The 22,186-nt window shown below is 50.5% G+C and carries 22 protein-coding genes; 7 read left to right on the top strand and 15 right to left on the bottom strand.

Annotated features, from left to right (window positions below):
- Positions 1 to 39 precede the first annotated feature (39 nt).
- From H6F93_RS20770 to ilvN, 3 genes are all read right to left on the bottom strand, one after another.
- Complete coding sequence (locus H6F93_RS20770) at positions 40 to 1,041, bottom strand: zinc-dependent alcohol dehydrogenase family protein (RefSeq protein ID WP_190684757.1); 1,002 nt, start codon at positions 1,039 to 1,041, stop codon at positions 40 to 42.
- Positions 1,042 to 1,309: 268 nt separating this feature from the next.
- A complete protein-coding gene (locus H6F93_RS20765) occupies positions 1,310 to 2,350 on the bottom strand; it encodes a S1C family serine protease (RefSeq protein WP_190684755.1) in 1,041 nt (346 codons plus the stop codon).
- A 256-nt stretch (positions 2,351 to 2,606) separates the two neighbouring features.
- Positions 2,607 to 3,125, bottom strand: a complete 519-nt coding sequence (gene ilvN / locus H6F93_RS20760; protein ID WP_190684751.1) for an acetolactate synthase small subunit — start codon at positions 3,123 to 3,125, stop codon at positions 2,607 to 2,609.
- Between the two features lie 181 nt (positions 3,126 to 3,306).
- Here ilvN and H6F93_RS20755 point away from each other — a divergent pair, with 181 nt between their 5' ends.
- Complete coding sequence (locus H6F93_RS20755) at positions 3,307 to 5,805, top strand: putative PEP-binding protein (protein ID WP_199313860.1); 2,499 nt, start codon at positions 3,307 to 3,309, stop codon at positions 5,803 to 5,805.
- Here the strand turns inward: H6F93_RS20755 and H6F93_RS20750 are convergent.
- Positions 5,802 to 7,724: a WD40 repeat domain-containing serine/threonine-protein kinase gene (locus H6F93_RS20750; RefSeq protein WP_190684748.1), complete on the bottom strand. Its 1,923-nt coding sequence runs from the start codon at positions 7,722 to 7,724 to the stop codon at positions 5,802 to 5,804. The genes H6F93_RS20755 and H6F93_RS20750 overlap by 4 nt on opposite strands.
- Here H6F93_RS20750 and H6F93_RS20745 point away from each other — a divergent pair.
- Positions 7,723 to 7,920: a hypothetical protein gene (locus H6F93_RS20745; protein ID WP_190684745.1), complete on the top strand. Its 198-nt coding sequence runs from the start codon at positions 7,723 to 7,725 to the stop codon at positions 7,918 to 7,920. The genes H6F93_RS20750 and H6F93_RS20745 overlap by 2 nt on opposite strands.
- 296 nt (positions 7,921 to 8,216) lie before the next feature.
- Here H6F93_RS20745 and H6F93_RS20740 read toward each other — a convergent pair whose 3' ends face one another.
- From H6F93_RS20740 to H6F93_RS20715, 6 genes are all read right to left on the bottom strand, one after another.
- The gene (locus H6F93_RS20740; RefSeq protein ID WP_190684742.1) at positions 8,217 to 9,362 is read right to left on the bottom strand and encodes a glycosyltransferase family 4 protein; all 1,146 of its coding nucleotides are present in this window, start codon (positions 9,360 to 9,362) and stop codon (positions 8,217 to 8,219) included.
- A gap of 61 nt (positions 9,363 to 9,423) precedes the next feature.
- A complete protein-coding gene (locus H6F93_RS20735; RefSeq protein WP_190684739.1) occupies positions 9,424 to 11,037 on the bottom strand; it encodes an MFS transporter in 1,614 nt (537 codons plus the stop codon).
- A 3-nt stretch (positions 11,038 to 11,040) separates the two neighbouring features.
- Positions 11,041 to 12,045, bottom strand: a complete 1,005-nt coding sequence (gene recO / locus H6F93_RS20730) for a DNA repair protein RecO (RefSeq protein ID WP_190684736.1) — start codon at positions 12,043 to 12,045, stop codon at positions 11,041 to 11,043.
- 73 nt (positions 12,046 to 12,118) lie between these two features.
- Entirely contained in the window at positions 12,119 to 12,817 is a 699-nt protein-coding gene (deoC, locus tag H6F93_RS20725) for a deoxyribose-phosphate aldolase (protein ID WP_190684733.1), read from the bottom strand.
- Between the two features lie 41 nt (positions 12,818 to 12,858).
- Positions 12,859 to 13,242 carry a hypothetical protein gene (locus tag H6F93_RS20720; protein ID WP_190684729.1) on the bottom strand — a complete coding sequence of 128 codons (384 nt, stop codon included), beginning with the start codon at positions 13,240 to 13,242 and terminating at the stop codon, positions 12,859 to 12,861.
- A gap of 68 nt (positions 13,243 to 13,310) precedes the next feature.
- Complete coding sequence (locus H6F93_RS20715; protein WP_190684725.1) at positions 13,311 to 14,300, bottom strand: metal ABC transporter solute-binding protein, Zn/Mn family; 990 nt, start codon at positions 14,298 to 14,300, stop codon at positions 13,311 to 13,313.
- Between the two features lie 236 nt (positions 14,301 to 14,536).
- Here H6F93_RS20715 and H6F93_RS20710 point away from each other — a divergent pair, with 236 nt between their 5' ends.
- The 3 genes from H6F93_RS20710 to H6F93_RS20700 all read left to right on the top strand — a co-directional run bounded on the left by H6F93_RS20710 (position 14,537) and on the right by H6F93_RS20700 (position 16,841).
- Positions 14,537 to 15,358, top strand: coding sequence for a metal ABC transporter ATP-binding protein (locus H6F93_RS20710; RefSeq protein WP_524537983.1), 822 nt, complete (start codon positions 14,537 to 14,539; stop codon positions 15,356 to 15,358).
- Positions 15,358 to 16,251 (top strand): metal ABC transporter permease, encoded by an 894-nt coding sequence (locus H6F93_RS20705; RefSeq protein WP_190641791.1) that lies wholly within the window; start codon positions 15,358 to 15,360, stop codon positions 16,249 to 16,251. The genes H6F93_RS20710 and H6F93_RS20705 overlap by 1 nt, the downstream gene beginning before the upstream one ends.
- A gap of 113 nt (positions 16,252 to 16,364) precedes the next feature.
- Entirely contained in the window at positions 16,365 to 16,841 is a 477-nt protein-coding gene (locus tag H6F93_RS20700; protein WP_190684721.1) for a tellurite resistance TerB family protein, read from the top strand.
- A gap of 221 nt (positions 16,842 to 17,062) precedes the next feature.
- Here H6F93_RS20700 and crtB read toward each other — a convergent pair whose 3' ends face one another.
- From crtB to H6F93_RS20685, 3 genes are all read right to left on the bottom strand, one after another.
- The gene (crtB, locus tag H6F93_RS20695) at positions 17,063 to 18,034 is read right to left on the bottom strand and encodes a 15-cis-phytoene synthase CrtB (protein ID WP_524537982.1); all 972 of its coding nucleotides are present in this window, start codon (positions 18,032 to 18,034) and stop codon (positions 17,063 to 17,065) included.
- Between the two features lie 70 nt (positions 18,035 to 18,104).
- On the bottom strand, positions 18,105 to 19,535 hold the full coding sequence (pds, locus tag H6F93_RS20690; RefSeq protein WP_190684717.1) for a 15-cis-phytoene desaturase: 1,431 nt from the start codon (positions 19,533 to 19,535) through the stop codon (positions 18,105 to 18,107).
- Between the two features lie 146 nt (positions 19,536 to 19,681).
- Positions 19,682 to 19,918, bottom strand: coding sequence for a hypothetical protein (locus H6F93_RS20685; protein WP_190641788.1), 237 nt, complete (start codon positions 19,916 to 19,918; stop codon positions 19,682 to 19,684).
- Between the two features lie 358 nt (positions 19,919 to 20,276).
- Here H6F93_RS20685 and H6F93_RS20680 point away from each other — a divergent pair, with 358 nt between their 5' ends.
- On the top strand, positions 20,277 to 20,585 hold the full coding sequence (locus H6F93_RS20680; RefSeq protein WP_190684713.1) for a hypothetical protein: 309 nt from the start codon (positions 20,277 to 20,279) through the stop codon (positions 20,583 to 20,585).
- Here the strand turns inward: H6F93_RS20680 and H6F93_RS20675 are convergent.
- Positions 20,566 to 20,769 carry an RNA-binding S4 domain-containing protein gene (locus H6F93_RS20675; RefSeq protein WP_190641786.1) on the bottom strand — a complete coding sequence of 68 codons (204 nt, stop codon included), beginning with the start codon at positions 20,767 to 20,769 and terminating at the stop codon, positions 20,566 to 20,568. The genes H6F93_RS20680 and H6F93_RS20675 overlap by 20 nt on opposite strands.
- 73 nt (positions 20,770 to 20,842) lie before the next feature.
- On the opposite strand from H6F93_RS20675, the gene H6F93_RS20670 reads away from it, so the two are divergent.
- Positions 20,843 to 21,739 carry an alpha/beta fold hydrolase gene (locus H6F93_RS20670; protein ID WP_190684709.1) on the top strand — a complete coding sequence of 299 codons (897 nt, stop codon included), beginning with the start codon at positions 20,843 to 20,845 and terminating at the stop codon, positions 21,737 to 21,739.
- Between the two features lie 88 nt (positions 21,740 to 21,827).
- On the opposite strand, the gene H6F93_RS35880 is transcribed toward H6F93_RS20670, so the two are convergent.
- Positions 21,828 to 22,004 (bottom strand): PEP-CTERM sorting domain-containing protein, encoded by a 177-nt coding sequence (locus tag H6F93_RS35880; protein WP_190684903.1) that lies wholly within the window; start codon positions 22,002 to 22,004, stop codon positions 21,828 to 21,830.
- Positions 22,005 to 22,186: the final 182 nt, after the last annotated feature.

Below are 22,186 nucleotides of genomic sequence, written 5' to 3'. Positions count from 1 at the left end.
GTTACTGCAACTGTGGCGATCGCCTGACCTTTTCCAATTTCAATCATCAATCACTAGCGCAATTTTGCCGATGCTCGATCCAGTTTCTAAGAGTCGATGAGCGGCGGCAGCTTCTGCTAGAGGAAAGGTGCGGTTCAGGTGAATTTGCAATTGCTGCTGGTCAAATAGTCGGGCGCACTGCTGCAAAATTTTCGCTTGATCTTGCTGGGCTTTGACCAAGCCTTTGAGCATGGGGGTGAGCATTAGCTCGAAGCTGACACGAAGGTTGCGATCGCGCGCTGTTTTCCAATCTGTCTCTGGGTCCGCTCCTAAAATCGTCACTACGTCACCATAGATGCGTGTGGCTGCAAAGGATTGGGAGAATACAGCTCCACCAACGGTATCAAAGCTGAGGTCAACGCCTTCTCCGTTTGTCCAGTCGAGAGCTGCCTGCACAAAGTCACGCTGATTGTAGAAGATGGGAAAGTCTGCCCCCATTTGACGAACAAAGTCAGCTTTTTCTTGGGAACTGATGGTGGTGGCAACTTCTACTCCGGTTAGTTTTGCCAGTTGAATGGCAACGTGCCCTACGCCGCCTGCCCCAGCATGAATGAGGACTTTGCGTCCTGCTTCTAGGCGACCACGATCGTAGAGTGCTTCCCAGGCAGTGATCAGGACGAGGGGTGCGGCGGCGGCTTCGGTAAAGCTGAGGGATTTGGGTTTGTGGGCAACGAAGCGCTGATCGACAACGGCGAGTTCGGCGTAGTTGCCGGGGTGACTGCCTAAGCCTGCGTTGCAGAAGTAAACTTCGTCGCCTACCTGGAAGGATTGGGCACCGGGGGCGATCGCTTCTACGATTCCAGCCCCATCGCAACCCAAGACGGTAGGCATTTGGTCGGGGAAGAAGGTGCCACGTTTGCGGAGCTTGGTGTCAATCGGGTTGATTCCTGCTGCTTTGAGGCGAACTAGGATTTCGGTGTTGTGCTGAATTTGGGGGTCGGGGATTTCTTTTAGCTGTAGAACGTCTGGATCGCCGGGGGCGTTCATGATGATGGCTTTCATGGGGGGCTCCTCAAGAGGTCAGCGTTGGTGCGATTTTTAGAATAGATCGCTTGTGGAGTGTGCGAAAGTTCATGGACTCTGGCAGAAACCCTGTGTGGGGGACTTGCCTCCCACGTCCCCCACTGAGGGACGGTTGCGTCCCCCAGACCCCCTCCAAAAGGGTTGGCTAACACGCTAGGTCAGGCTTTGCACCTGTGGGAGGCAAAATCTAGTTAAGAGCTGATTTTTTGTGTGCATTGCACACAAAAAATCAGCTCTCAAGGTAGCCCTAGCTCCTAGCTCCTCTCGATTCCTCTGGCTCAATCCAAAGCGTTCGCTTTTCGGAGCTGCGAATGATGGTGAGGGGCGATCGCACGCTGACTTGTTCTTCGGTGAGGAATTTGTGTAGGTCGTCGATGCTGGCGATCGCCTGTTCGCCAAAGCCTACGATTACGTCTCGCTCTAGTAATCCGGCACGATGGGCGGGGCTGTCTGCTTCGATGGAGATGACTAGGATGCCGCTTTTGACGGTGAGGTTGTAGAAGTTTTGCAGGCGACGGGGAAGGGGTATGGTTTGACCGCCAACGCCGATGTAGCTGCGTCGCACTCTGCCATCTCGGATGAGTGGTCCGACGACGAATTTTGCGGTATTAATGGGGATGGCGAAGCAGATGCCTTGGGCTGACATGATCACGGCGGTGTTTACGCCAATCACTTCACCTCGTGAAGAAACCAGTGGACCGCCGGAGTTGCCGGGGTTGAGAGCGGCATCAGTCTGGATGACGCTGTCGATTAGTCTGCCGGAGTTGGAGCGGAACGATCGCCCAACGGCACTGACTACGCCTGCGGTGACGGTGCACTGAAAGCCATAGGGGTTACCAATGGCGATCGCGACTTGCCCTGCCCGCAAAAATTCAGAATCGCCCAGCTTTGCTGCTACCAAATTCGGTGCCTGAATTCGAATTACAGCTAGGTCAGTGTCCGGATCTTCGCCCACCATTTCTGCACTGTAGCGACGACCATCTGAGAGCGTGACCTCAATATGGCTGGCGTTGTGAACCACATGGCTATTGGTCAGGATGTAGCCGTCTGGGGTAAACACAAAGCCAGAGCCGTTTCCCTGCATTTCTCGACTGCGATAGGGGCGATCGCTTCGCCGCTGCCGCACATCAATGTTGACTACTGCTGGACTTACCTTTTCAACCACCTGAGTTACTGTCTCAGAGTAAGCATCCAGCAGGCGATCGTCATTCAAAACAGTGGAAACAGGCTGAAGCTCCTGGCTACCCTGACGTGACGTACCATCCGAAACAAGTCGTAAAGCTGTCATACCGCAAACTCCTGTCCCGATCTAAAGCGGGATGACACTCAATAAAATTGTGTCTCCAAATTTAGCAATCGCTCTCCTACCCGTGTTGCCCTAGCAGGGAGGGAAAACCCTACCAAAAACGTGAGACCAGGCACCACAGCGCTCCCATTCCCGTGTAACCCACCGATGTGAAGCGCGCTTTACTACCCACCCTAGACCCTTGCGGAGGGGGTTTGGGGGCACCTCCAAAAAGTCTTTGCTTGAGCCAGAAGACTCTCTAAACCTTTGCTTCCAAAGACTTCAAGTATTCTGTATTCACCCCTGACTCCCGCGTGAGTGCAATTTTTCCTGTTCGCGCCATCTCCCGAATCCCAAATCGATTGAGTACCTGAACGATTGCCACCATCTTCCCTGGATCGCCCACCACTTCAATCGTCAAAGAATCCTCCGCCACATCCACCACTCGCGCCCGAAAAATTTGCGCCAGTTCTACGATTTCAGACCGGGTAGAGCTAGTCGCGTTCACTTTAATCAACATCAGCTCTCGCTCGACGCAGGGCACTTCTGAGATGTCCTGCACCTTCAGCACATTAATTAGCTTGTAAAGCTGCTTCGTCAACTGCTCAATAATGTGGTCATCCCCTGGCACCACCATCGTGATCCGAGAAATGCCATCTTGCTCAGCTGGCCCCACCGCCAAGCTTTCGATATTGAATCCGCGACGAGCAAACAAACCTGCAATCCGGGTTAAAACGCCTGCTTCATCCTCGACCAGGACTGAGAGGGTGTGTTTCATGGTGGGTAAATGTCTTAGGCAATTTAGGCAATAGCTCTTGATTTTAACTTGGTTTGGGGCGATCGCAAACTGTCACCGGTGAAGTTGAAATAACGCTATAAGTTGAGATGAAGTTGGAATAGCGCTGTTGTCCCGAGGCAGTGCGTAGACCAGTAAGATCAAAGTGATACTTGTCGCCTAAATGACTGTGGCTAATCTTTACTGGCTTGACCAGATTCAACCTGCAAATCGCAATCAAGTAGGGGACAAAGCGTTCTATCTGGGGCTATTGGGGCAGAAAGGCTATTCTGTCATGCCTGGAGTCGTCGTTGCAGACTCCGTATTTCGAGAATTTTTAGGAACAATCAATTGGCTGGAACCGTTGTTTGCCGATTTGCCCAACTCGGCACTGCATCTGGATGTAGACAACCCCCGTCAGCTGCAGGCGATCGCCCAACAAATTCGTCAGGCTATTCAGTCAACCCCTTTAGCAGCAGATTGGTTAGCGCAGTTGTTTGTAGCCACGAGCAGTTGGCAGTCTTCAGCAGTAATTCTGCGTCCGTCTTTTGCCCTGGAGTCGAGGTTAGACTCCAGCATTACCTATCGCACCACTGGGCTATTTGCCAGTCACGTTTGCTGGAATCAACCGGAGGCGATCGCCCAAAACCTCAAGCGCGTTTGGGCAGAGCTATTTCGGGCAAAAAGCTTACTGTACTGGCAGCGTTTAGGAATTCAGCTTCAGCAAATCAACCTGGCTGTTTTGGTGCAGCCAATGGAGTCAGCGATCGCTGCCGGAGATTTGCACACTCACGATGGTCATCTTGAAATTCGGGCAACCTGGGGCTTAGGCGCTGCCTTAACTCGTGGGGAAGTCACTCCAGACCGTTACCAGATCCATCGGCAAACGGGCGCAATCCAAACGCAGCAAACGGGGAGTAGAACCTTTGCCTATCACATTGCAGTGCCCTTCGCCTCATCACAAGCAGAACTACCACCTTCTCAGGACTGCCTTCGAGCGGATTCAGTCGAGCCATCGCGGGCTATCCTGACCGAATTAGAGCTTGAACAACTGGCCCATTTAACCCGAAGGCTCTCTGCTGATCTGGGTCCATCGCTGCGGCTAGAATGGGCAATCTCGAAGAGATACCCGCAAGGGGTCGCCCCGCAACCTGACACATCGCCGACCCTTTACCTGACTCAAGCCAGCCCGCAACCCTTACCCATCCCAGGTATTCGTTTTCGACCGTCTACAGCTTCTTCACCCCTTGTGCTATCGCCATCTGTCCCTACGACCTGGCAAATTTCAGGTTTATCTCCTTTAGTTGTGAGGGGAGTAGGTGCCGCCTCAGGGCAAATTTTTGGCGAAGCTTGGATTGTGCCTGACTCAATTCAGGCTGCTGTTAGAGCGCCTACTGGCGCGGTCTGGATTGCGTCTCAAATTACCCCAGACTGGATCTTTGAGCTACAGCAAGCAGCCGGAATCGTGACTGAACAGGGCGGCATGACCAGTCATGGCGCAATCGTGGCACGTGAATTAGGCATTCCTGCGGTGGTTGGTGCAGCGGATGTGACAAAGCTGATTCAAACCGGGGAGATGGTCTTTTTGGATGGCGATCGCGGTGAAATTTACCGAGTTGAAAAGGAAGCCATTCCACCCCATGCAGCCCCGCTTCCCCCGTCTCACCTGCTGGCTCAAACCATCCTTCAACCTTCCTCTCAACCGCCAGTTAGCCCCCAACCCTTAGCCCATACTTCCTCAAAACCTGATTTTTACACTGCCTCCAAGTCGTCCGACCCACCCAATGGCACTCAACTTATGGTCAACCTCAGCCGGGTGGCGCTGCTGTCACAGACTCACGATTTGCCAGTGGATGGGGTTGGGCTACTGCGGTCAGAGCAGTTAATTTTAGATGTGTTAGATCAGCAACACCCGATTGTGTGGGCGCAAGAACGGCCACGAGAATTGGTAAATCGTCTGGCAGAGCAAATCCTCCAATTTGCCCAAGCATTTTTGCCGCGACCCGTGTTTTACCGTTCCCTGGATTTGCGATCGCACGAGTTTCAGTCGTTAATGGGTCATCCAACGACCCCTGAGCCAAACCCTACCTTGGGGCTACACGGTACTTTCAGTTATGAAGTCGATCCGACGCTATTTGACTTAGAGTTGGCCGCATTAAGACAGGTGCAGCAATCTCGATTTGCTAATGTGCATTTGATTTTGCCCTTTGTCCGCACAGTAGAAGAATTTCGCTTTTGCTATAAGCGCATCCTCGACGCGGAGTTAAAACAAAATCCAAACTTTCAGGTGTGGATTATGGCTGAAGTGCCCTCGGTTTTATTCCTGCTGCCAGATTATGTGCAGGCTGGTGTACAGGGCATTTCCATAGGCAGCAATGATTTGACTCAACTGCTATTAGGAGTAGACCGAGACCACCCTCAGATGTCCCCAGCTTTTGACCAGCGCCATCCAGCAGTGCTGCGGGCTATGCAACAACTCATTCAGACGGCCCGACAGGTGGGCATCCCTTGCTCAATTTGCGGTCAGGCTCCGTCTCAATATCCAGAATTGGTTGAGGTGCTGGTGCGCTGGGGGATTAGCTCGATTTCTGTTAGCCCCGATGCAGTAGAGAAGACTCATGAGGCGATCGCCCGTGCCGAAAGAAGCTTGTTACTAGAAGCTGCCCGTCATCGCCTTGCCTAAACCGGCAGTTTCCAAATTCTAACCGTATTGTCAGAACCACCGCTGACCAGGGTTTTGCCATCCTTACTGATGGCGATCGCATTCACGGTATCAGAATGGTCAGTCCAGGTCTCGATCACCTTACCCTTGTCCAGATCCCAAAGCTTAATCGTGGTGTCGCTGCTGCCGCTGACCATCAGCTTTCCGTTAGGACTGAAGGCAACAGCATTCACATCTCTCGAATGGTCAGCAAACGTGCGAATCAGTTCCCCGCTGGGCAGATTCCAGAGTTTGATCAGCTTATCTTTGCCGCCGCTGGCCAGGAGATGCCCATCCTTGCTGATGGCGATCGCACTAATTGAGTTGACGTGCCCTGTCCACGCGGCCATTTGCTCGCCCGTGTGCAGACTCCAGAGTTTGATTTTGTGGTCAAGTCCACCACTTACCAGCAAATGACCATCTGAGCTAACGGCGATCGCCTTGATCATTCCCGCCACCCCAAACAGCGTTCGCAGCAGTGTCCCGGTGCCCATTTGCCAGAGCTTAATCGTCCGATCTTCGCCCCCACTGACTAAAAGCTGACCATCAGGTGTGACCGCCACCGCGTTTACATCCCTAGAATGCCCCGTTAGCGTCCGCATCAAGGCCCCGGTTTGCAAATTCCACATCTTGATGCTGTAGTCATCACTGCCGCTGACTAGCGTTTTGCCATGCGGACTAATGGCGATCGCATTCACTTCCTTAGTATGTCCTGTCAGGGTAAACAGCAATTCGCCGGTGTGCAGATTCCACACCTTCACCGTATCGTCCAAACTGCCGCTTGCCACTGTTTGAGCCATTGGACCTAACGCCACACTCGTTACCCACGAGGAATGCCCCGTCAACACTCGCAAACAGCTTCCTCCCGGTTGTCCCCCTGAGCGGGGTCTTGAAGGCAAAGGACTAGAGGTCAACGGCGAACTAGAAGGAGGGTGTGAAACTGGGTTAATGCTTGCCTCATTTGTAGGCAATGCTGCAGGGTTACTGAGAGGTGGAATGGAGGTGAACGGGACACTATTCAGGTCTCTCAGTATCTCTTCAGCAGATTGGTAGCGCTCGTTCACCAGATCTTTCAGCATCTTGTCCAAAATTCGCGACAGATTATTGCTGACGGTCACTCCCTTCTTCAGCAAGTAGTCCCGCCAAATCCAGCGTCCATTCAGCGGATCATACAAACTGTCGGGCTTGGTTTGAGTCAGCAAATTAACGCACGTCGCCCCCAAACTGTAGAGATCGCTTGCAGGATAAGCTCGACCCCCTCGAAATTGCTCCAGCGGAGAATAGCCTTCTGTACCAATCCGAGTTCCTGGCTCCACCGCTACCGCTGCGGTCAATTGTTTGGCAACGCCAAAATCAATCAGTACCAGGCGACTATCCACCTGACGACGCAAAATATTAACTGGCGTGATGTCGCGATGAATTACCTGATGCTCATGCACAAACTTCAGTACGGGCAGCAAATCATTTAATACATCTCGAATCTGTGCTTCTGTAAAAGCCCCTTGCCTACGAAGCTGCTGCGATAAATTTTGCCCCTCAATAAACTGCTGCACCAGATAAAGATATTTGTTCTGCTCAAAATAAGCCAGCAACGTAGGGATTTGAGGATGCTCTCCCAGTTCGTGTAGCCGCACCGCTTCCTGGTTAAATAGCCGAATTGCTTTATCTAGAGATTTGGTTCCCTGCACCTGAGGTGAAAACTGTTTAATCACACAGCGGGTGTTCAACCTGTCTTCATCTACAGCTAGATAAGTTCTGCCAAATCCACCCTGGCCAATGAGCTGCACTGCCCGATAACGACCTCTCAGCAGGGCTTGTAGGGGTGTGCCACAGTTCTGGCATACCTCTGCCTCATCAGAATTCTGGGGCTTTCGACAACGGGGATTGAGACAACAAATCATGGTAGATGGGGCACTTGGGCAGTTGACAAATGACTTTGACTTTTCCCAAGAAGCAAGTTTTGCTTCCTGGAACGAACTGAGCAATTCAGAGGAAATTGAAGCGAAAAAACGTTCCTCTCTTCATGAGAGGTATGTTTTCCCTAAATTGCTTTACAGATCTCTGGACGATGCACCCTATTTAGATCAAAAGGAATGATCTAATTGTGAAACCTCTAAGCCTAAAAGATGTTTGAAAAGTAGTAAATGCCCTATAAGGGCGTAGCATTTAGCAAAAAAACTCGAAATAGCACAAGAGTTCTTGCCCGAATCCTATGCTCCTATCTCTGATGGACGACAAACTGTACTTTTCAAACCCCTTTGGCAGCCTGTAGAACTCCCGGAACCTTTCTTAACCAAAACAAGAGATCAAAAAGCAAGGGATATTCTCCAAGATAGATCTCCGCGAGAGAATTACCGTTGCTCAAGACGTATAAATTTTTATGGTTTGATAACTTAAACTGAGCGATTCATATAAATTCGCTGTTGCTGGAAGACCTGGCTGTAGAGTTCTTCGAGCAAAGTAATGTTTTGGCTAAGTGTATAACGGTCTAACACCCGCTGACGAGCTTTACGTCCCAATAGTGTCGTTAGCTCAACGTGGTCACGAAAAATGGGAAACAGAGTTTGCAGTTGTGCCGAGACGCGATGCGTATTGAGGATGATGCCTGCACCGTCTTCTAGCACTTCTCCATCAGCCCCAGCATCGGTTGCCATGCAGGCTACCCCACAAGCCATTGCTTCTAGTAACGACAGGGAAAGTCCCTCCACCAATGAGGGCAGGATAAACATATCTGACCCACGTAAGATTTCGATCCGCCGCTGTTCGTCGGCGACAAAACCTAGCCAGATCACTCCATGCTCCTGTCCATAAAAGGCTTGCAGTGAGGGGGCAAGCGGACCGTTGCCGACGATCGCCAGTTTGCTGTTTGCTCCCATCTCAGAATGCTTCCAGGCACGGAGCAGAGATTCAACGTTTTTCTCAGCGGCAATTCTACCCTGATAGACAAATAGCCGTTGAGCGTCCAGTTCTGTTTTGACGCGAGACAAGCCAGGAGAATATTTCCCCGCATCGACTCCGTTCGGGATGACAGCAACTTGAGCTTCAGGCACACCTAGCCGCACCAACAGGTCACGCTGGATATGAGAAAAAACAATGACGCGATGATAGTTTGCCAGGAAGGGCGCATAGAGCTGATACATCAAGTGCTGAGTGCCTGATGTCAGATTGCGCCGCTTGCGGTCAAAGGGTGGGTGAAAGGTCGCGACTAGCGGCAGGTTTAGCTCTTCACAGATTTCGGGTAAGACGAAATCTAGCGGCGATAGGGTTAGCGAGGCGTGAACCAGATCAGGCTTGAGCCGACGCAGTGACTGGATCAGCACCTTGCTCGATTTGAAGGATGGAATAGTGTAGATCTGCGACTTGTAAAGAAATGGGATAGAAACTTCCTGCCGTTCAGACTGACTATCGTTAATTTCTTCTTGGGCAAAGTGCAAGAAACTAACCTGATGTCCTCGATCCAACAGCGCGTTTGTGACCTCTCGACCGTAGGTGACGTTGCCACAGAACGGTGATTTTTTCCCAAGCCATGCAATATGCATTCAAGTGAATTGCTTTAATTTTTAATCAAGAAAATTTTCTCTAATATCAGGATTTAATCACTTATTGGGGTGCTTTGGGTGATCCTTCACGGGAAATGTACCAGGTCAGACTGCCACCGGCGATCGCCACTACTGCCAGCCCGATAAACACAACCTGAAGCCCAAACAGCGTTTCAGCGACTCCGGCCAGGGCCAGCGGCAGACTCAGGGCAATATTCACAGCGTTATTTTGTAAGCCAAACACCTTGCCTCGCATCTCTTCGGGAGTTTCCTCCTGAATTGCGGTCTGCATCGGAATGCCCACAATTGCCGCAAAGCCTCCCAGCGCTACTAGCATCAGCAAGGTTGGTACGAGTTCCCAGGAAAATAGCGGAATGGCTGCCAGTGATGCACTCATGCCGATTGAGCCATACAGCGCAAGCTGGGCGCGAGAAAACCGTTGCCCAAAATAGCCCAGCACCGTTGCCCCAATGCCCATGCCGATGCCACCTGCTGCCAGCAAAAAGCCAAACTGAGAAGACTTGATTGCAGGCATAATCTCTGCCAGTCGCACTGCCAGGACTGCTAATGCTGCAAAAATTGAGAATAAAACCACCAGTTGAATCAGTGCTGCCCGTACCCGTCTCTGCTGCTTTAAGTATCGCAATCCGTCTTTAATATCTTGCCAAACGTGAGGTGGCTCTTGTTGCTCAAGGTGATCGCCTTTCTCGCCCGTTTTCAGCAATAGGAGGAGGAGACCGGCGATCGCATAACTGACTCCAACCACGACCGACTTGCCCACGTCCAGGTTGCCACTGATCCATACGACCAGGCGATCGGCAAAGTGTAACAGCGGCTCTCCCACTGCAAAGCCAACAATTACCGAAGCCATCATCGTCGTTGTGTAGAGCGAGTTAGCCGATAGCAAATGCTTACGCTCTACAACCAGCGGGATAACAGCTTGCTCTGCGGGAGCAAAAAACTGGGTTAGAGTAGACACCAAAAACGTGATTCCCAGCAGCATGTAAAATCCGATTGGCAGCCCAGCAAACGGCGACCAACCCTGCGAAATCCATAGCAGCGGCGGCAAAACCAAAACGAGTCCCCCTCGCAGCAGGTTGGTTGCGACGAGGACAGTCTTTTTTGACCACCGATCGACATATACACCCGCCACTGACCCAAACAGGACGGCTGGAATGGTAAACGCAATCATGATCGAGGACACCCAGCCGCTAATGGTTTGCCCCTCCGACTGAAACCGACTCTCAATCAGCGCAATCATCAGCACTAGATAAACTTTGTCTGCCAGTTGCGAGAAAACCTGACCGCTCCAGAGCGCTAAGAAGTTACGGTTCTTGAGAACGGGCAAAAAACCATGAACTGGCTCCTCTATCTCACGCTCAGACTGTTTTCTAGAGTTTGAGGAGTCCGAACCATCTGGCTTCTTCGGATCTAGAGCAACTGTATTGCCGTTGCTGCCGTTGTCACCGCCACTGTGACTATTCGTCTTGCCGTTGCCGTGGGTGCTGCCATTTCCGTTTTTATGACCGTTACTGGTGGTGTCGTTCGGCTTCCAATCAGTCGGCTTTTTATCGACCTGCGTATCAGTGCCATACCGACCTCCCTCAAGGTTGGGGTCAAGCTGGCTGAGCATGGGCATCTGCACGTCCAGGTCTGAGTCAAACAATCGCATCATGATTTAAGGAGATGGAATGGGCTGCGGCAGGGGGTAGAAGCAAGTATCAATCAAAGTGGCGGATCGGATCGGCTGATCCAGGTGATATTGAGCATAATGCCTTAAGATCCGCTCGATCGAAAGCCAGATTTGTTCAGGTAAGGGTTGCTCGATTGGGTGTTCTTGGGACTGGGCAAGAGTCCCATCGGGTTGGATGAAATCGGGTTGAGATAGCTGCTGGAGCAAGGCAAGCTCCGTCGCATTAATTTGGAGATGGAGTTCAGCACTCTTCTTATTCTTAGAAGGGCGAGCAGGCGGGTAGCTGGGTGCAGATTCACGGACAGATTGCGGGCGGCCAACTACCTGTCCCATCCCAGGCTGAGCTCGATCAGCCTGACTAGGGCGAATGGTTGAGCCACCTGTCCTGAATTTTGCGGTAGACAGCCTGGGGGCTAACTGCTCTAGCTCTGCCAGGCTCACAATTCCGCCTGCTACAGCGCTAAAGCCAACGCGCCAGTCAGGGTCAGCAAAATCAGGCGCTAAAAGTTGCTGAGTTACGCAACAGAGCTGCACTTGGGGTGCAACTCCCGCTAGAGCCAGCAGATGAAAGGTGGCATGAGCCAGACTAGCTAGCGTCACCGCACCCGGTAGCTTTTCTAGACGGTTTAGATGCTCAACCAACAAACAAAACAGTTCTTCTTGTGGCTGGTCACTCAACGCTTGAAAAAGTGCCAGTTCTGCCAAGTATTGGCTCGCTGTTAACTTCTTCAAGTCTTGACTCAAACCAGCATAAGACTGTATGCTTTCCGCTTGAATAATCTTATCGAGGCTCCGCCCCTTTGCAATCAGTAATTGGTTGACTACGAATAGTCCACTACGTCCCCCCAAAGAGGACTTGTGCTTCCGCGCGCTGGGTGCTACCACTCGGATTAAGCCAAACTCTTGCGTCAAGACTGTCAGTAGGCGATCGCTCTCGCCTAGCGGCATACTTTTAAGGTTGATACCAGTGGCTTTGTAGGTTCCACCCATGTTGAGGATTGGGGGCTAAGGGTTTGGGGTTGGTAGGGATGCAGTGCATCGCATCTCCACCGAATCTATGTACTTAAAGTTTTGCTTCTTCTTCCAGGGTATCGTGTTGGCGGAGTAGATCCGGACCACGGGAAGTTCCTAGACGGGTTGCGCCTGCCAAAATGAGGGCGATCGCTTGCTCAAGGGTGCGAATCCCGCCTGATGCCTTGATACCAATGCGATCGTTGGAGACAGCTTTGAGTAATCTGACATCTTCAACCGTGGCTCCACCGTACCAGCCCGTACTGGTCTTTAAGAACTGTACGCCTGCATCTAGACAGATTTCTGCGGCTAGTTTCTTTTCACTTTCGGTCAGCAATGCCATTTCTAGAATCGCTTTGACGGTTTGACCTGTTGCCTCGCAAATTTCAGCTAGTTCTTGATGTACTTCGTTAGTCCTGCCTGATTTTAGCCAGCCTAGATTGATTACAACATCTAGCTCAGTTGCTCCATTCTCAACCGCTTCTTGAGCCTCAAAGAACTTCACAGCCGAGGTCGTCGCCCCAGAGGGAAAACCGATCACCGTACAGACTTGAGTACGCTTGTTATGCAGCAATTCGACTGCTTGACGCACATGTGCCGGATAGACACAAACCGTTGCAAAGCCAAACAAATCTGCCTCTTCGCAACACTGAATGACCTGCGTTGGAGTAGCTGCCGGGTTGAGCAGCGCATGATCAATAAATTCGGCTAGGTTAATCCGTTTGGCATAGTCAGCATAGTTTTCTGCCATAAATTTCTCTGAGTGGTTCTCCTTTATAATTGCTGGGCGAATTAGTTCTGGGCTTCTAAAGCCGCTACTCGTTCTTCTAAAGCAAGGACTTGCTGTTTGGTTTCAATCACCAGCGTCGCGAGGCGATCGAACATCGGGTCGCCAGATTGCAAGGTGGAAGGAGTGACCTCAGGAGCCGGATCAATTTGAATCTGACTACCACCTCCACTTTGACTCAATCTGGAGATGGTATTCTCTAGCCGACTCACCCTAGAGCGCAAAGTTGTATTTTCTGACTCTAATCTAGAGACGCGAGAGCCAAGCTGAGAGGAAGTTTGAGCAAAGAGGGGGGCGCTAAGGAAGGTCAGCAGTAGAGTAAGGGCGATCGCCACTATTCCCGCTGGCTTCAGCAAACTCTTCAGCGATCTTGAAAGCAGTTTCAACATCGGTAACGTACAAACTCGGCAACATACTCACCATCCTCATTCTGGCGCAAACATCTTCAAACAACGTATTACTCAAATGGGGTGTACGTTCCACCTAGCGCTTCAACGATCGCCCTTGTATTGGACACCATCATCTTGACGTAAGAGTCACCGTCTCCACCTGGTGCGCCGATCGAGTCAGAATAAAGCTGCTGTGGGGACAGGTCTACTTCCGCTTCTTCTGCAACAGTTTGAATCAGGGCTGGGTTGATGGTTGTTTCAGCAAAAATGGTTGGAACTCCAGTTTCTCTGACTGATTCCACCAGGCGCTGTACGGTCTGGGCACTGGGCTGTTCTTCAGTGCTGATGCCAATTAGCGTCCCAATCACATTTAGAGAATAGGCACGAGCGTAATACTGAAAGGCATCGTGGGTCGTAACGAGCCTGCGATTATCAGGAGGAATGGTGGCAATTTGCTCAGCAATCCAGGTGTCCAGACGCTCTAGTTCGGCAACCAGGTCAGCGGCATTTTGCTCAAAGGTGGGGCGATCGCTTTCTGACACCTCAATCAGCGCATCCCGAATCGCATTCACCATCAAGATTACGTTCTGCACATCTCCCCAAACGTGAGGGTCAGGGGTAGATTGACCTTCGACCTCAAGAGATGGTGCTACTTCACCCACGGCAACTTTTTTAGCTTCTACCCCAGCCGAATTCGTCAGCCGAATTAGCCCTGGCTCCAGGTTGTAGCCGTTATAGAGAATTAAGTCTGCCCGTTCCAGCGCTACTGTGTCTGCCGGAACGGGTTCATAAACGTGAGGATCGGCTCCTGGTTCCAAAATGCTCGTGAGTTGAATTTCTGATTCGCCAATTTGCTCAGTCAGGTCAGCCAAAATGGTGCTGGTCGCCACGACTTCAGGTGCATCAGCCGCACTAGAACTGTCTGAATTTGAATTGGTCAGATTACAGCCGCTTGTCGTTAGCCCCAGGAAGAGAGCTGCGATCGCCCACACCCGTAGTGAAGATGGTCGAAGTAGAGGGTGAGCGAGCGCTCTCGTGCGGGCTTTACGCATTTTCATAATCCTTTCATTTTTCTTGCACTATACTAATTTCATAATCCTTTCATTTTTACAAAGAATTGTGGAATCTGGCTTAGCCGTCTTCACAAAGACTCACTTCTATTGATTAAATCTCTGTCTTTGCGTCAACCTCTAGCAACATCGCTTAAGCCTTGTGACAGGGGGCGCACAGGCAACAGGAATTTTACCTTAGAAGCGTTGACAGCAAACCCAAGCACGTTGATAGGAAAGAGACCGTGAACCCAATTGCCCTACCCTTCCAAAACCACTTGGTGCAGCAGCCAAACTCGTCAGGTCAAGTTGAGCAAACCTGTATGTCTTCCAATGCGTCTATCGCGGTTAACCGTTTGAGTGTCAGTTATCGAGCGGTTGAGGCTTTGCGTGATATTAGTTTGGTGATCCGTCCGGGGCGGCTAGTTGGAATTTTCGGACCAAACGGTGCAGGTAAGAGTACGCTGCTTAAAGCAATGCTGGGACTGATTCCTAATACCAGTGGCTCGGTGCTTTACCACAATAAGCCGCTGATGCAGCAGCTTGATAAGGTTGCCTATGTGCCCCAGCGATCGCAGATTGACTGGAGCTATCCGGCAACGGTGTGGGATGTGGTGATGATGGGTCGGGTTCAAAAAACAGACTGGTTTCGCCGCTTTTCTACCACCAGCCGGCGGGTTGCTGCTGCTGCCTTAGAGCGAGTCGGCATGGAAAAATATCGCGATCGCCCCATCGGTCAACTCTCTGGCGGACAGCAACAGCGAGTGTTTTTAGCACGGGCACTGGCGCAGGAACCGGAAATTTTCTGCTTTGATGAACCGCTGGCTGGCATCGACCAAAAAACTCAGGAAATCATTTTCGAGATTTTTCATGAACTTGTTGCTGCTGGCAAGCTTGTCCTCGTGGTTAACCACGACTTGGGTGAAACGATCGCTCACTTTGACGACTTGATTTTACTCAACCAATCCCTTGTTGCTTATGGCCCCCGTAGGCAAGTGTTAACCCAGGAAAATCTCTATCGCGCTTATGGCGGCAGAGTTATGTTTGCAGCAGGTGAAGCGGCGTAATGTGGGAAGCGTTGCTAGAGCCATTGAGCTACGAGTTTATGCAGCGATCGCTGATCGTTGCTGTTCTAGTTGGGCTAATCTGCGCGGTGGTGGGTAGCTACCTGATGGTGCAGCGGTTAGCGCTATTGGGCGATGCAATTAGCCACTCAGTCCTGCCAGGACTGGCAGTCGCCTATATGATTGGTGCAAATATTTTTATTGGGGCATTCATAGCTGGGGTTCTGAGTACGATGGCGATCGCCTGGATTCGATCGCGATCGCCTATCAAAGAAGACGCAGCAATGGGAATCGTCTTCTCTGCCTGCTTTGCCCTGGGAATTACTCTGATTACCCTAATTCAACGCGATAACAAAATTGACCTCAACCACTTCTTGTTTGGCAACATTCTCGCAGTTAGCCGTCCCGAAGTTTGGCAGACCGCATTGATTTCTGCCCTGGTGCTAGTTGTTGTCGTCTTGCTTTATAAAGAACTGCTGTTTTACACCTTTGACCCACTGGGCGCACAGGCAGCAGGCTTACCTACCAATTTGCTCAATTTTGGGTTGATGCTGCTGATCGCCCTGACCATTGTTGCCAGCATGAAATCGGTTGGGGTCATCCTGGTGCTATCGCTGCTGATTACTCCTGGCGCAACGGCCTATCTGCTGGTCAACCGTCTGCATCAGGTGATGATTCTCGGTGCAGGCATAGGTATTGTTTCCAGCATCAGCGGCATGTACCTCAGCTATTTCTTTAACCTGCCCTCTGGACCGGCGATCGTTCTGGTTGTCTCTGGAATATTTGTCCTGGCGCTACTGTTTAGCCCCACTCACGGCGTTTTTACTCAGCCTCAAACAAAATCGAACGAATCGATGGTTTGGCGGGAGCTAAAAGGGCTAATTCGACGGCATTGATCTAAATTAATCTAACGACATTTAAGTAATTCCAACATTCCAGGAGAGTCGGGTAGGAGAGGCGTATTATCTAACTACCTTTACTTCAAATTGTTTTAGGAGGCAATGATAGTATGCAAGCACCCCCACCTCCCTCCATCACCCCCCGCCAAATGAATTTGTTGCGGGTTGTCACTTCAATGGCCTGGTCAGATGGGCACCTGGCTTCTGAAGAAATTGACTTGATGCTCGATCGCTTTAGTGGCATGTTTGCTGCCGATGCACCTCAACAGCAGCACCTCCGCCAAGAACTTCAGGAATACATGATCCAAAATATTCCCTTAGAGGAACTGACTCCGAAGCTGCAAAGCGTGGAAGAACGGGAGCTTGTGCTGCGGCTGGGCTATGAAGTGATTCGCTCTAGCGCTCGCACACCAAACGAAGAAAAGATTAATGAAGAGGAAGCCGCTGCTTACAACAAACTAGTTCAACTACTAGGATTGCCTGCTGAAGCCGTTCAACGGATTGAGGCGGAAGCTTCAACTCAAACTAGCAACGAGGGCGTTGTGGATTCTTTAACTCGCAAGCTAGAAAAATTTATGCAGGGATAAAACACCTCTATTGGAGGGTTTGAGGGGAAGGAGTGGGGCTTTAGAGTGAAGACTTGCATCGATCTCGACTCTCATTGCCCGAATCCTTCGTCCCCGAATCTGGGTATTCCTGTTCCATGCTTTGAGCTACGTCTTCTCGACCAGGTCGCGGCGGTAAGTACCTCTGTTGGAGCAGGAATACCTTAGTTTTCCCACATTTATGGGACGATCGCCACCGTAGCCTAAAGCACTTCTGCTCTTAAGCGAGCGATCGGCAAACACAGGAACTTTCGCAAACCTGGCACATAGGCCCGCTTGCGAAACACATCATATTGATTTTGCTCGATCACATCTAGAATCTGGCGGTACAGCATCAAGGCTGCCCAAACTGGGAAACGAGCATCAGGGCTAAGCAGGCTAATTCCCTGTTCGGCTTGAGCATAGACTTTACGAGCCCGCTGAATTTGAAAGCGCATCAGTTCTCGCCAGCGATCGTCTACTACGCCATCGAACAAATCTTGCTCCGTGTAGTTAAACAGCGCTAAATCTTCTAGAGGAATGTAGATGCGTCCACGCCTAGCATCTTCACCGACATCGCGCAGAATGTTTGTCAACTGGTTGGCAATGCCGAGGGCGATCGCTTCCTGCGTTGGACTATCTCCTGTCAGGGGGCGATACCAGGGGGCACTAGCTTGTGACTCATCAATTCCCATGACCGCGGTGGACATCAAGCCTACGGTGCCTGCCACGCGGTAGCAGTAGAGGTTTAACTCCTCAAACGTCTCATAGCGGCTGCGATACAAATCCATCCGCTGACCGGCGATCATATCCCGAAATGGCTGAATGCCAATAGGGAAGCGAGACAGCGTATCCACCAGTGCCACATCAGCATCTTCTAGTGGATTCCCAGCAAAAATTGACTCTAGGTTCTGCTCCCAGCCATCCAGCGTTGCATCTGTGGTCAGGGCTGAGTTTGGCCCATCCACTAGCTCATCAGTGCGGCGACACCAGACATAAATTGCCCAGATTGCTCGACGCTTTGCCTCTGGCATCAGCAGCGTACCCAAATAGAAAGTTTTGGAATACTGAGCTGTAACTTGACGGCAGAGTTCGTATGCGTCCTCCAAAGGTGCCAGTTTGGTCATGCGTGGGGTTTCAGGCAATTGCAGCATTACATCGCAAGCTGGGAGATTGATTTCGAGGCTTTCAGTCATCAGAAATTATCCTACGGAAGCTTTACACGAGCTAATACTCGCTATCCGGGGAACTGCCAAAACTGGCAATTTAGGAGGCTGACACCTGCAAATCTTCAGCCTTTGGAACAGGCTGACTGCTGACCGCGGTTCGCTGACTGCTAATTGCCTGCGCTGTAAGCTTACCAGAAAGTACAGCCCCTTCCATGCTTGCCAGGTAACGTTGCATCGTATAATCGCCCGTCAGATAAAAATTGGCAATCGGGGTAGTCTGGCTAGGACGATGCTGTTGCCGTCCAGGAGTCGCCTTGTAGACCGAGCGGGGAGTCTTAACAACCTTGTATTTCAGCAGCTGAGCGGGGCTATCACTACCAAAGTGATGGGGAAATAGCTTTTCTAGCTCTACCATCGTGGCGGCGATAATGTCTTCGTCTGAGCGAGTAATCCAATCTTTGGCAGGAGCCAGGACGAGCTCGAGCATTGAGCGCTCAGGGTTGGCGTATTCGCGGCAGGTGTTGCTCATGTCGGCATAGACGCTCAGGAGGGGCGATCGCGAAAACAACAAATGATCTACATCTGTCAGCTTCCGGTCAAACCATAGGTGCAGATTAATGACCGGCACCCCTTCCAACCCGTCTAGCTGCTTGAAATAGTCCATCTGCTTCCAGGCAGCAGGCAACATCACCTTCAATGGATCGACAGGCATTGCAGACACGTATAGGTCAGCCGTGAGAATCTCATCGGCGGCACCATTCAACCCTCGAATCACAAAGCCGCGCACGGTGCTGTCGTCATTCAGCAAAATTTCTTTCAGAGGCGCGTTTAGCCGCACTTCGCCGCCTCGCTCAGTGACGTGGTCAACCATTGGCTGACAGAGCCGCTCTGGAGGTGCGCCATCGAGAAACGCCATCTTTGAGCCATGCGTTTCTTGCAAAAATCGGTTAAGGGCAGTTAAAACTACCGTCGCAGAAATTTCATCAGGGTCGATAAAATTCAGCGCCTTCGACATGGCAATGAAGACTTCTTTCTCAACCCGAGGTGGCACATTCTGCTTTTTCAGCCACTCAGAGAAGGAATACTGATCCATCTCCTCGACATATTTCTGTCCGTTGAGGATGGCAGGAATTAGCCCCAATCCGAAGCGAATTTTTTCACCCCAAGTCAGCATGTCATTGTTTCGCAAAATCGCGATGATCCCGTTTGCTGGAGCGGGAATGCTGGGAAAGTCAAAGCGAGAGTAGGTACCCGGAACTTCAGGTTGGTTGAAGATCATGGTGTGCTCTTTCCACTGCAACCGATCTTCAATGTTCAGTTCCTTGAACAACTGAAGCATGTTGGGGTACGCCCCAAAGAAGATGTGCAGCCCGGTTTCATACCAGTCACCATCTTCGTCTTTCCAGGCAGCGACTTTACCACCTAATACGTCCCGGCTCTCCAGCACGATGGGCGTGTGTCCGGTATCGGTGAGATATTTTGCACAAGAAAGTCCTGCTAAGCCTGCTCCGGCGATCGCAACTCGCATGTAATGCTCTTACCCTTGGGTGTGCTTATGTACAATAGCTCTCATTATATGTTGCAAACCGTTACATTTTCGATCTTTAGAGCAATTCAACTCCCTCAGATCGCGTAAATTTGTACGGTTAGCACCTAGCCTCCGGCAGATTATCTCTAATTGCCTTCTAATTTTTCCTTGGAATCAGCCCAGTAGGCGCTATAAGTGATGACTTCTCGGCTGCCCTTCGTCTCTGTTGACCAGCGGTAGACGGCTGATTTGGGATCTACGCCAATTTCAATCAGCTTTGCGCCCATGTAATATTCCATCTGCTTTCGGGTCATCTCTTTGCTACCCTCAGACTGATTCTTTTCTACGGTGCGAGACAGGTGCGCCTGAGTGTGCTTCGCCATAACTTTGTAATTTCACTGCAATACCATTTTTAAGAATAATGGAGTTGTTGTCTGCTGTAATTTTTTGTCTGCTCCTGAGGTAACCAAGCGCTGGAGCATTCCAGCTGTAGTTTTGGGAGATTAACACGCCTCAAAAGATTAAGGTAGCTCGAAGCACAGAGCAAAACCCAACTCAACCTAAAGAAATTGTGAACAATAGAGCCAGGTCTATGGCAACGTTGGTTATTTTGTTAAGTTTTGGGGAATGTTCGGGTATTACTTAAACCAGAGGTGTATTTAGGTCAAGCTCAACCGTCCAAGAAGCGTTGGAATGGAGATATTCCACTGAAACTTCTTTTGAACTTAGGATTCAACTGCTGTGAAACTTGTTTTAGTTGCCCTATTTACAGCTTTCTATTTGTTAATGGCAATCCGTTTCTTTAAGGTCTGGTGGGTTTTCTTTAAGCGAGACACGGACTTGTCTTTAAACTGGACGTACATTTCCATCGCGGTATTGACTTTAGCAAGTGCATCCTGGCCAGTCGTCGTCCCTTTTGCGTACCTGGAGCTTTTGGCAAAAGTACAGCGGAATGCAGCAGAATTTGAGGTAGAGGCTTCCGAAACAGAAACTTCTGAATTAGAAGAAAAGGCAGAACCTAAAAATTTTGTTAGTCCAGTTGAACTGTAAAGGTTTCCCCTAAGGTGGAGATGCGATCGCCTTCTACCAATTTGCGTCCTCGCCGCGTTTCAACCGCTCCATTAACGCGCACTTCACCTCCTTGAATCAACAGCTTTGCTTCGCCTCCTGTTTGTGCAACACCGACGAGTTTCAAAAATTGATCCAGTTTGATTACAGTTGATTCTGTCGTCATATCGCTACTAAGAATTTCATCAAATTACACTTACAAAAGCTTCGCAACCCAAAATTCAAAACGGTAAAACTTCATGGTTGCCAATTTTCTACCGACTGAAGTTGGTTTGCTGACTGATCCTGCATCTGTTGCTCTAGCGCAGCAAATTGAGCGTCGGATCATTGGTGTGATCCAACATCCGCCAAAAACAACACCGTCCTGGCAGATTGCAACGGCTTGTGTTTGTCGAGGAACCGGAACGCCAATCGTTTTGCTGCATGGATTTGACAGTTCTCTACTGGAATTTCGCCGAGTTTTGCCCCTTTTAGCCGAACACCATCAAGTTTGGGCGATCGACCTACTAGGATTTGGCTTCACTGAACGAGTCAAAGGTGTGCCAATCAATCCGTCTTCAATCAAACGTCACTTGTACAGCTTTTGGCAAACTGCGATCGCCCAGCCCATCATTTTAATCGGTGCATCAATGGGAGGTGCAGTGGCAATTGATTTTATGCTCACCCATCCCCAATGTGTTAGCAAACTCGTACTAATCGACAGCATTGGATTTTCGGGCAGTTTCCCGCTAGGTCGGTTGCTGGTTGCGCCGCTAGATTGGTTCGCTGTGGAATGGCTACGCTATCGCAAGCTTGCTGCTCTAAATGCAGTTTCAGCCTTGCCTAATGCAGATCCAGTGCTGATCGACACGATTCGCTGTTCGCTGCTACATCAGCAAATGCCAGGTTGGAATGAGGCGATCGCCAGTTTCACTCAAAGCGGCGGTTACAGCGATCTCACACCTAAAATTGCTCAAATTCATCACCCGACGCTAATTCTGTGGGGAGAGTCAGATGATGTGCTGGGTACGGGAGATGGGGAGAGGTTTAGAAGGGCGATCGCCCACAGCAATCTAGTTTGGATTCAAAACAGCGGTCACGTTCCACACCTGGAGCAACCAAAGGCTACAGTCAGGGAAATCTTAGCTTTTTTGTAGAGTTTAGAGGCGCAACATTCAGTCATGACTCTGGGTCTATTTCGGGGACATCTGCTGAATGCTACGCCCTTAAAGGAGCAGTAGCTCTCTACACTTCCTCCTTGCGTCTTAACGTAGAGCCTGCACCCAAAACACTCATTGCCAGCGAACCTAGCAGCGAAGCGGGCTCCGGTACGGAAGCGGCTGGTTCAACCTCGTTGGCTTGAGCAACGTTGAGAAAGTGTAACTCCCAAGCATTTGTTCTAGAGTCGTCTGTACTGTCAATCCCACAAAAAGAACCTTGGCTGCAACCAAATGCTGTTGTTCATGGAAGTGACTTTAATAGATTGAAGGATAAGAAGTGGATATTTTCAGTAGAAATACTGCCTATGCGATCGCCTACGTAAATTTCGGTATAAGGGTAATTACTGAAAAATGATTGTCTGTTTGCAATCGCTGTTCCGTATT

It is taken from the genome of Leptolyngbya sp. FACHB-671, from assembly GCF_014695745.1.
Lineage (GTDB): Bacteria > Cyanobacteriota > Cyanobacteriia > Elainellales > Elainellaceae > JAAUTN01.
The sequence above is the reverse complement of the archived record's forward strand: the minus strand, read 5'-3'. Positions and strand labels throughout refer to the sequence as shown.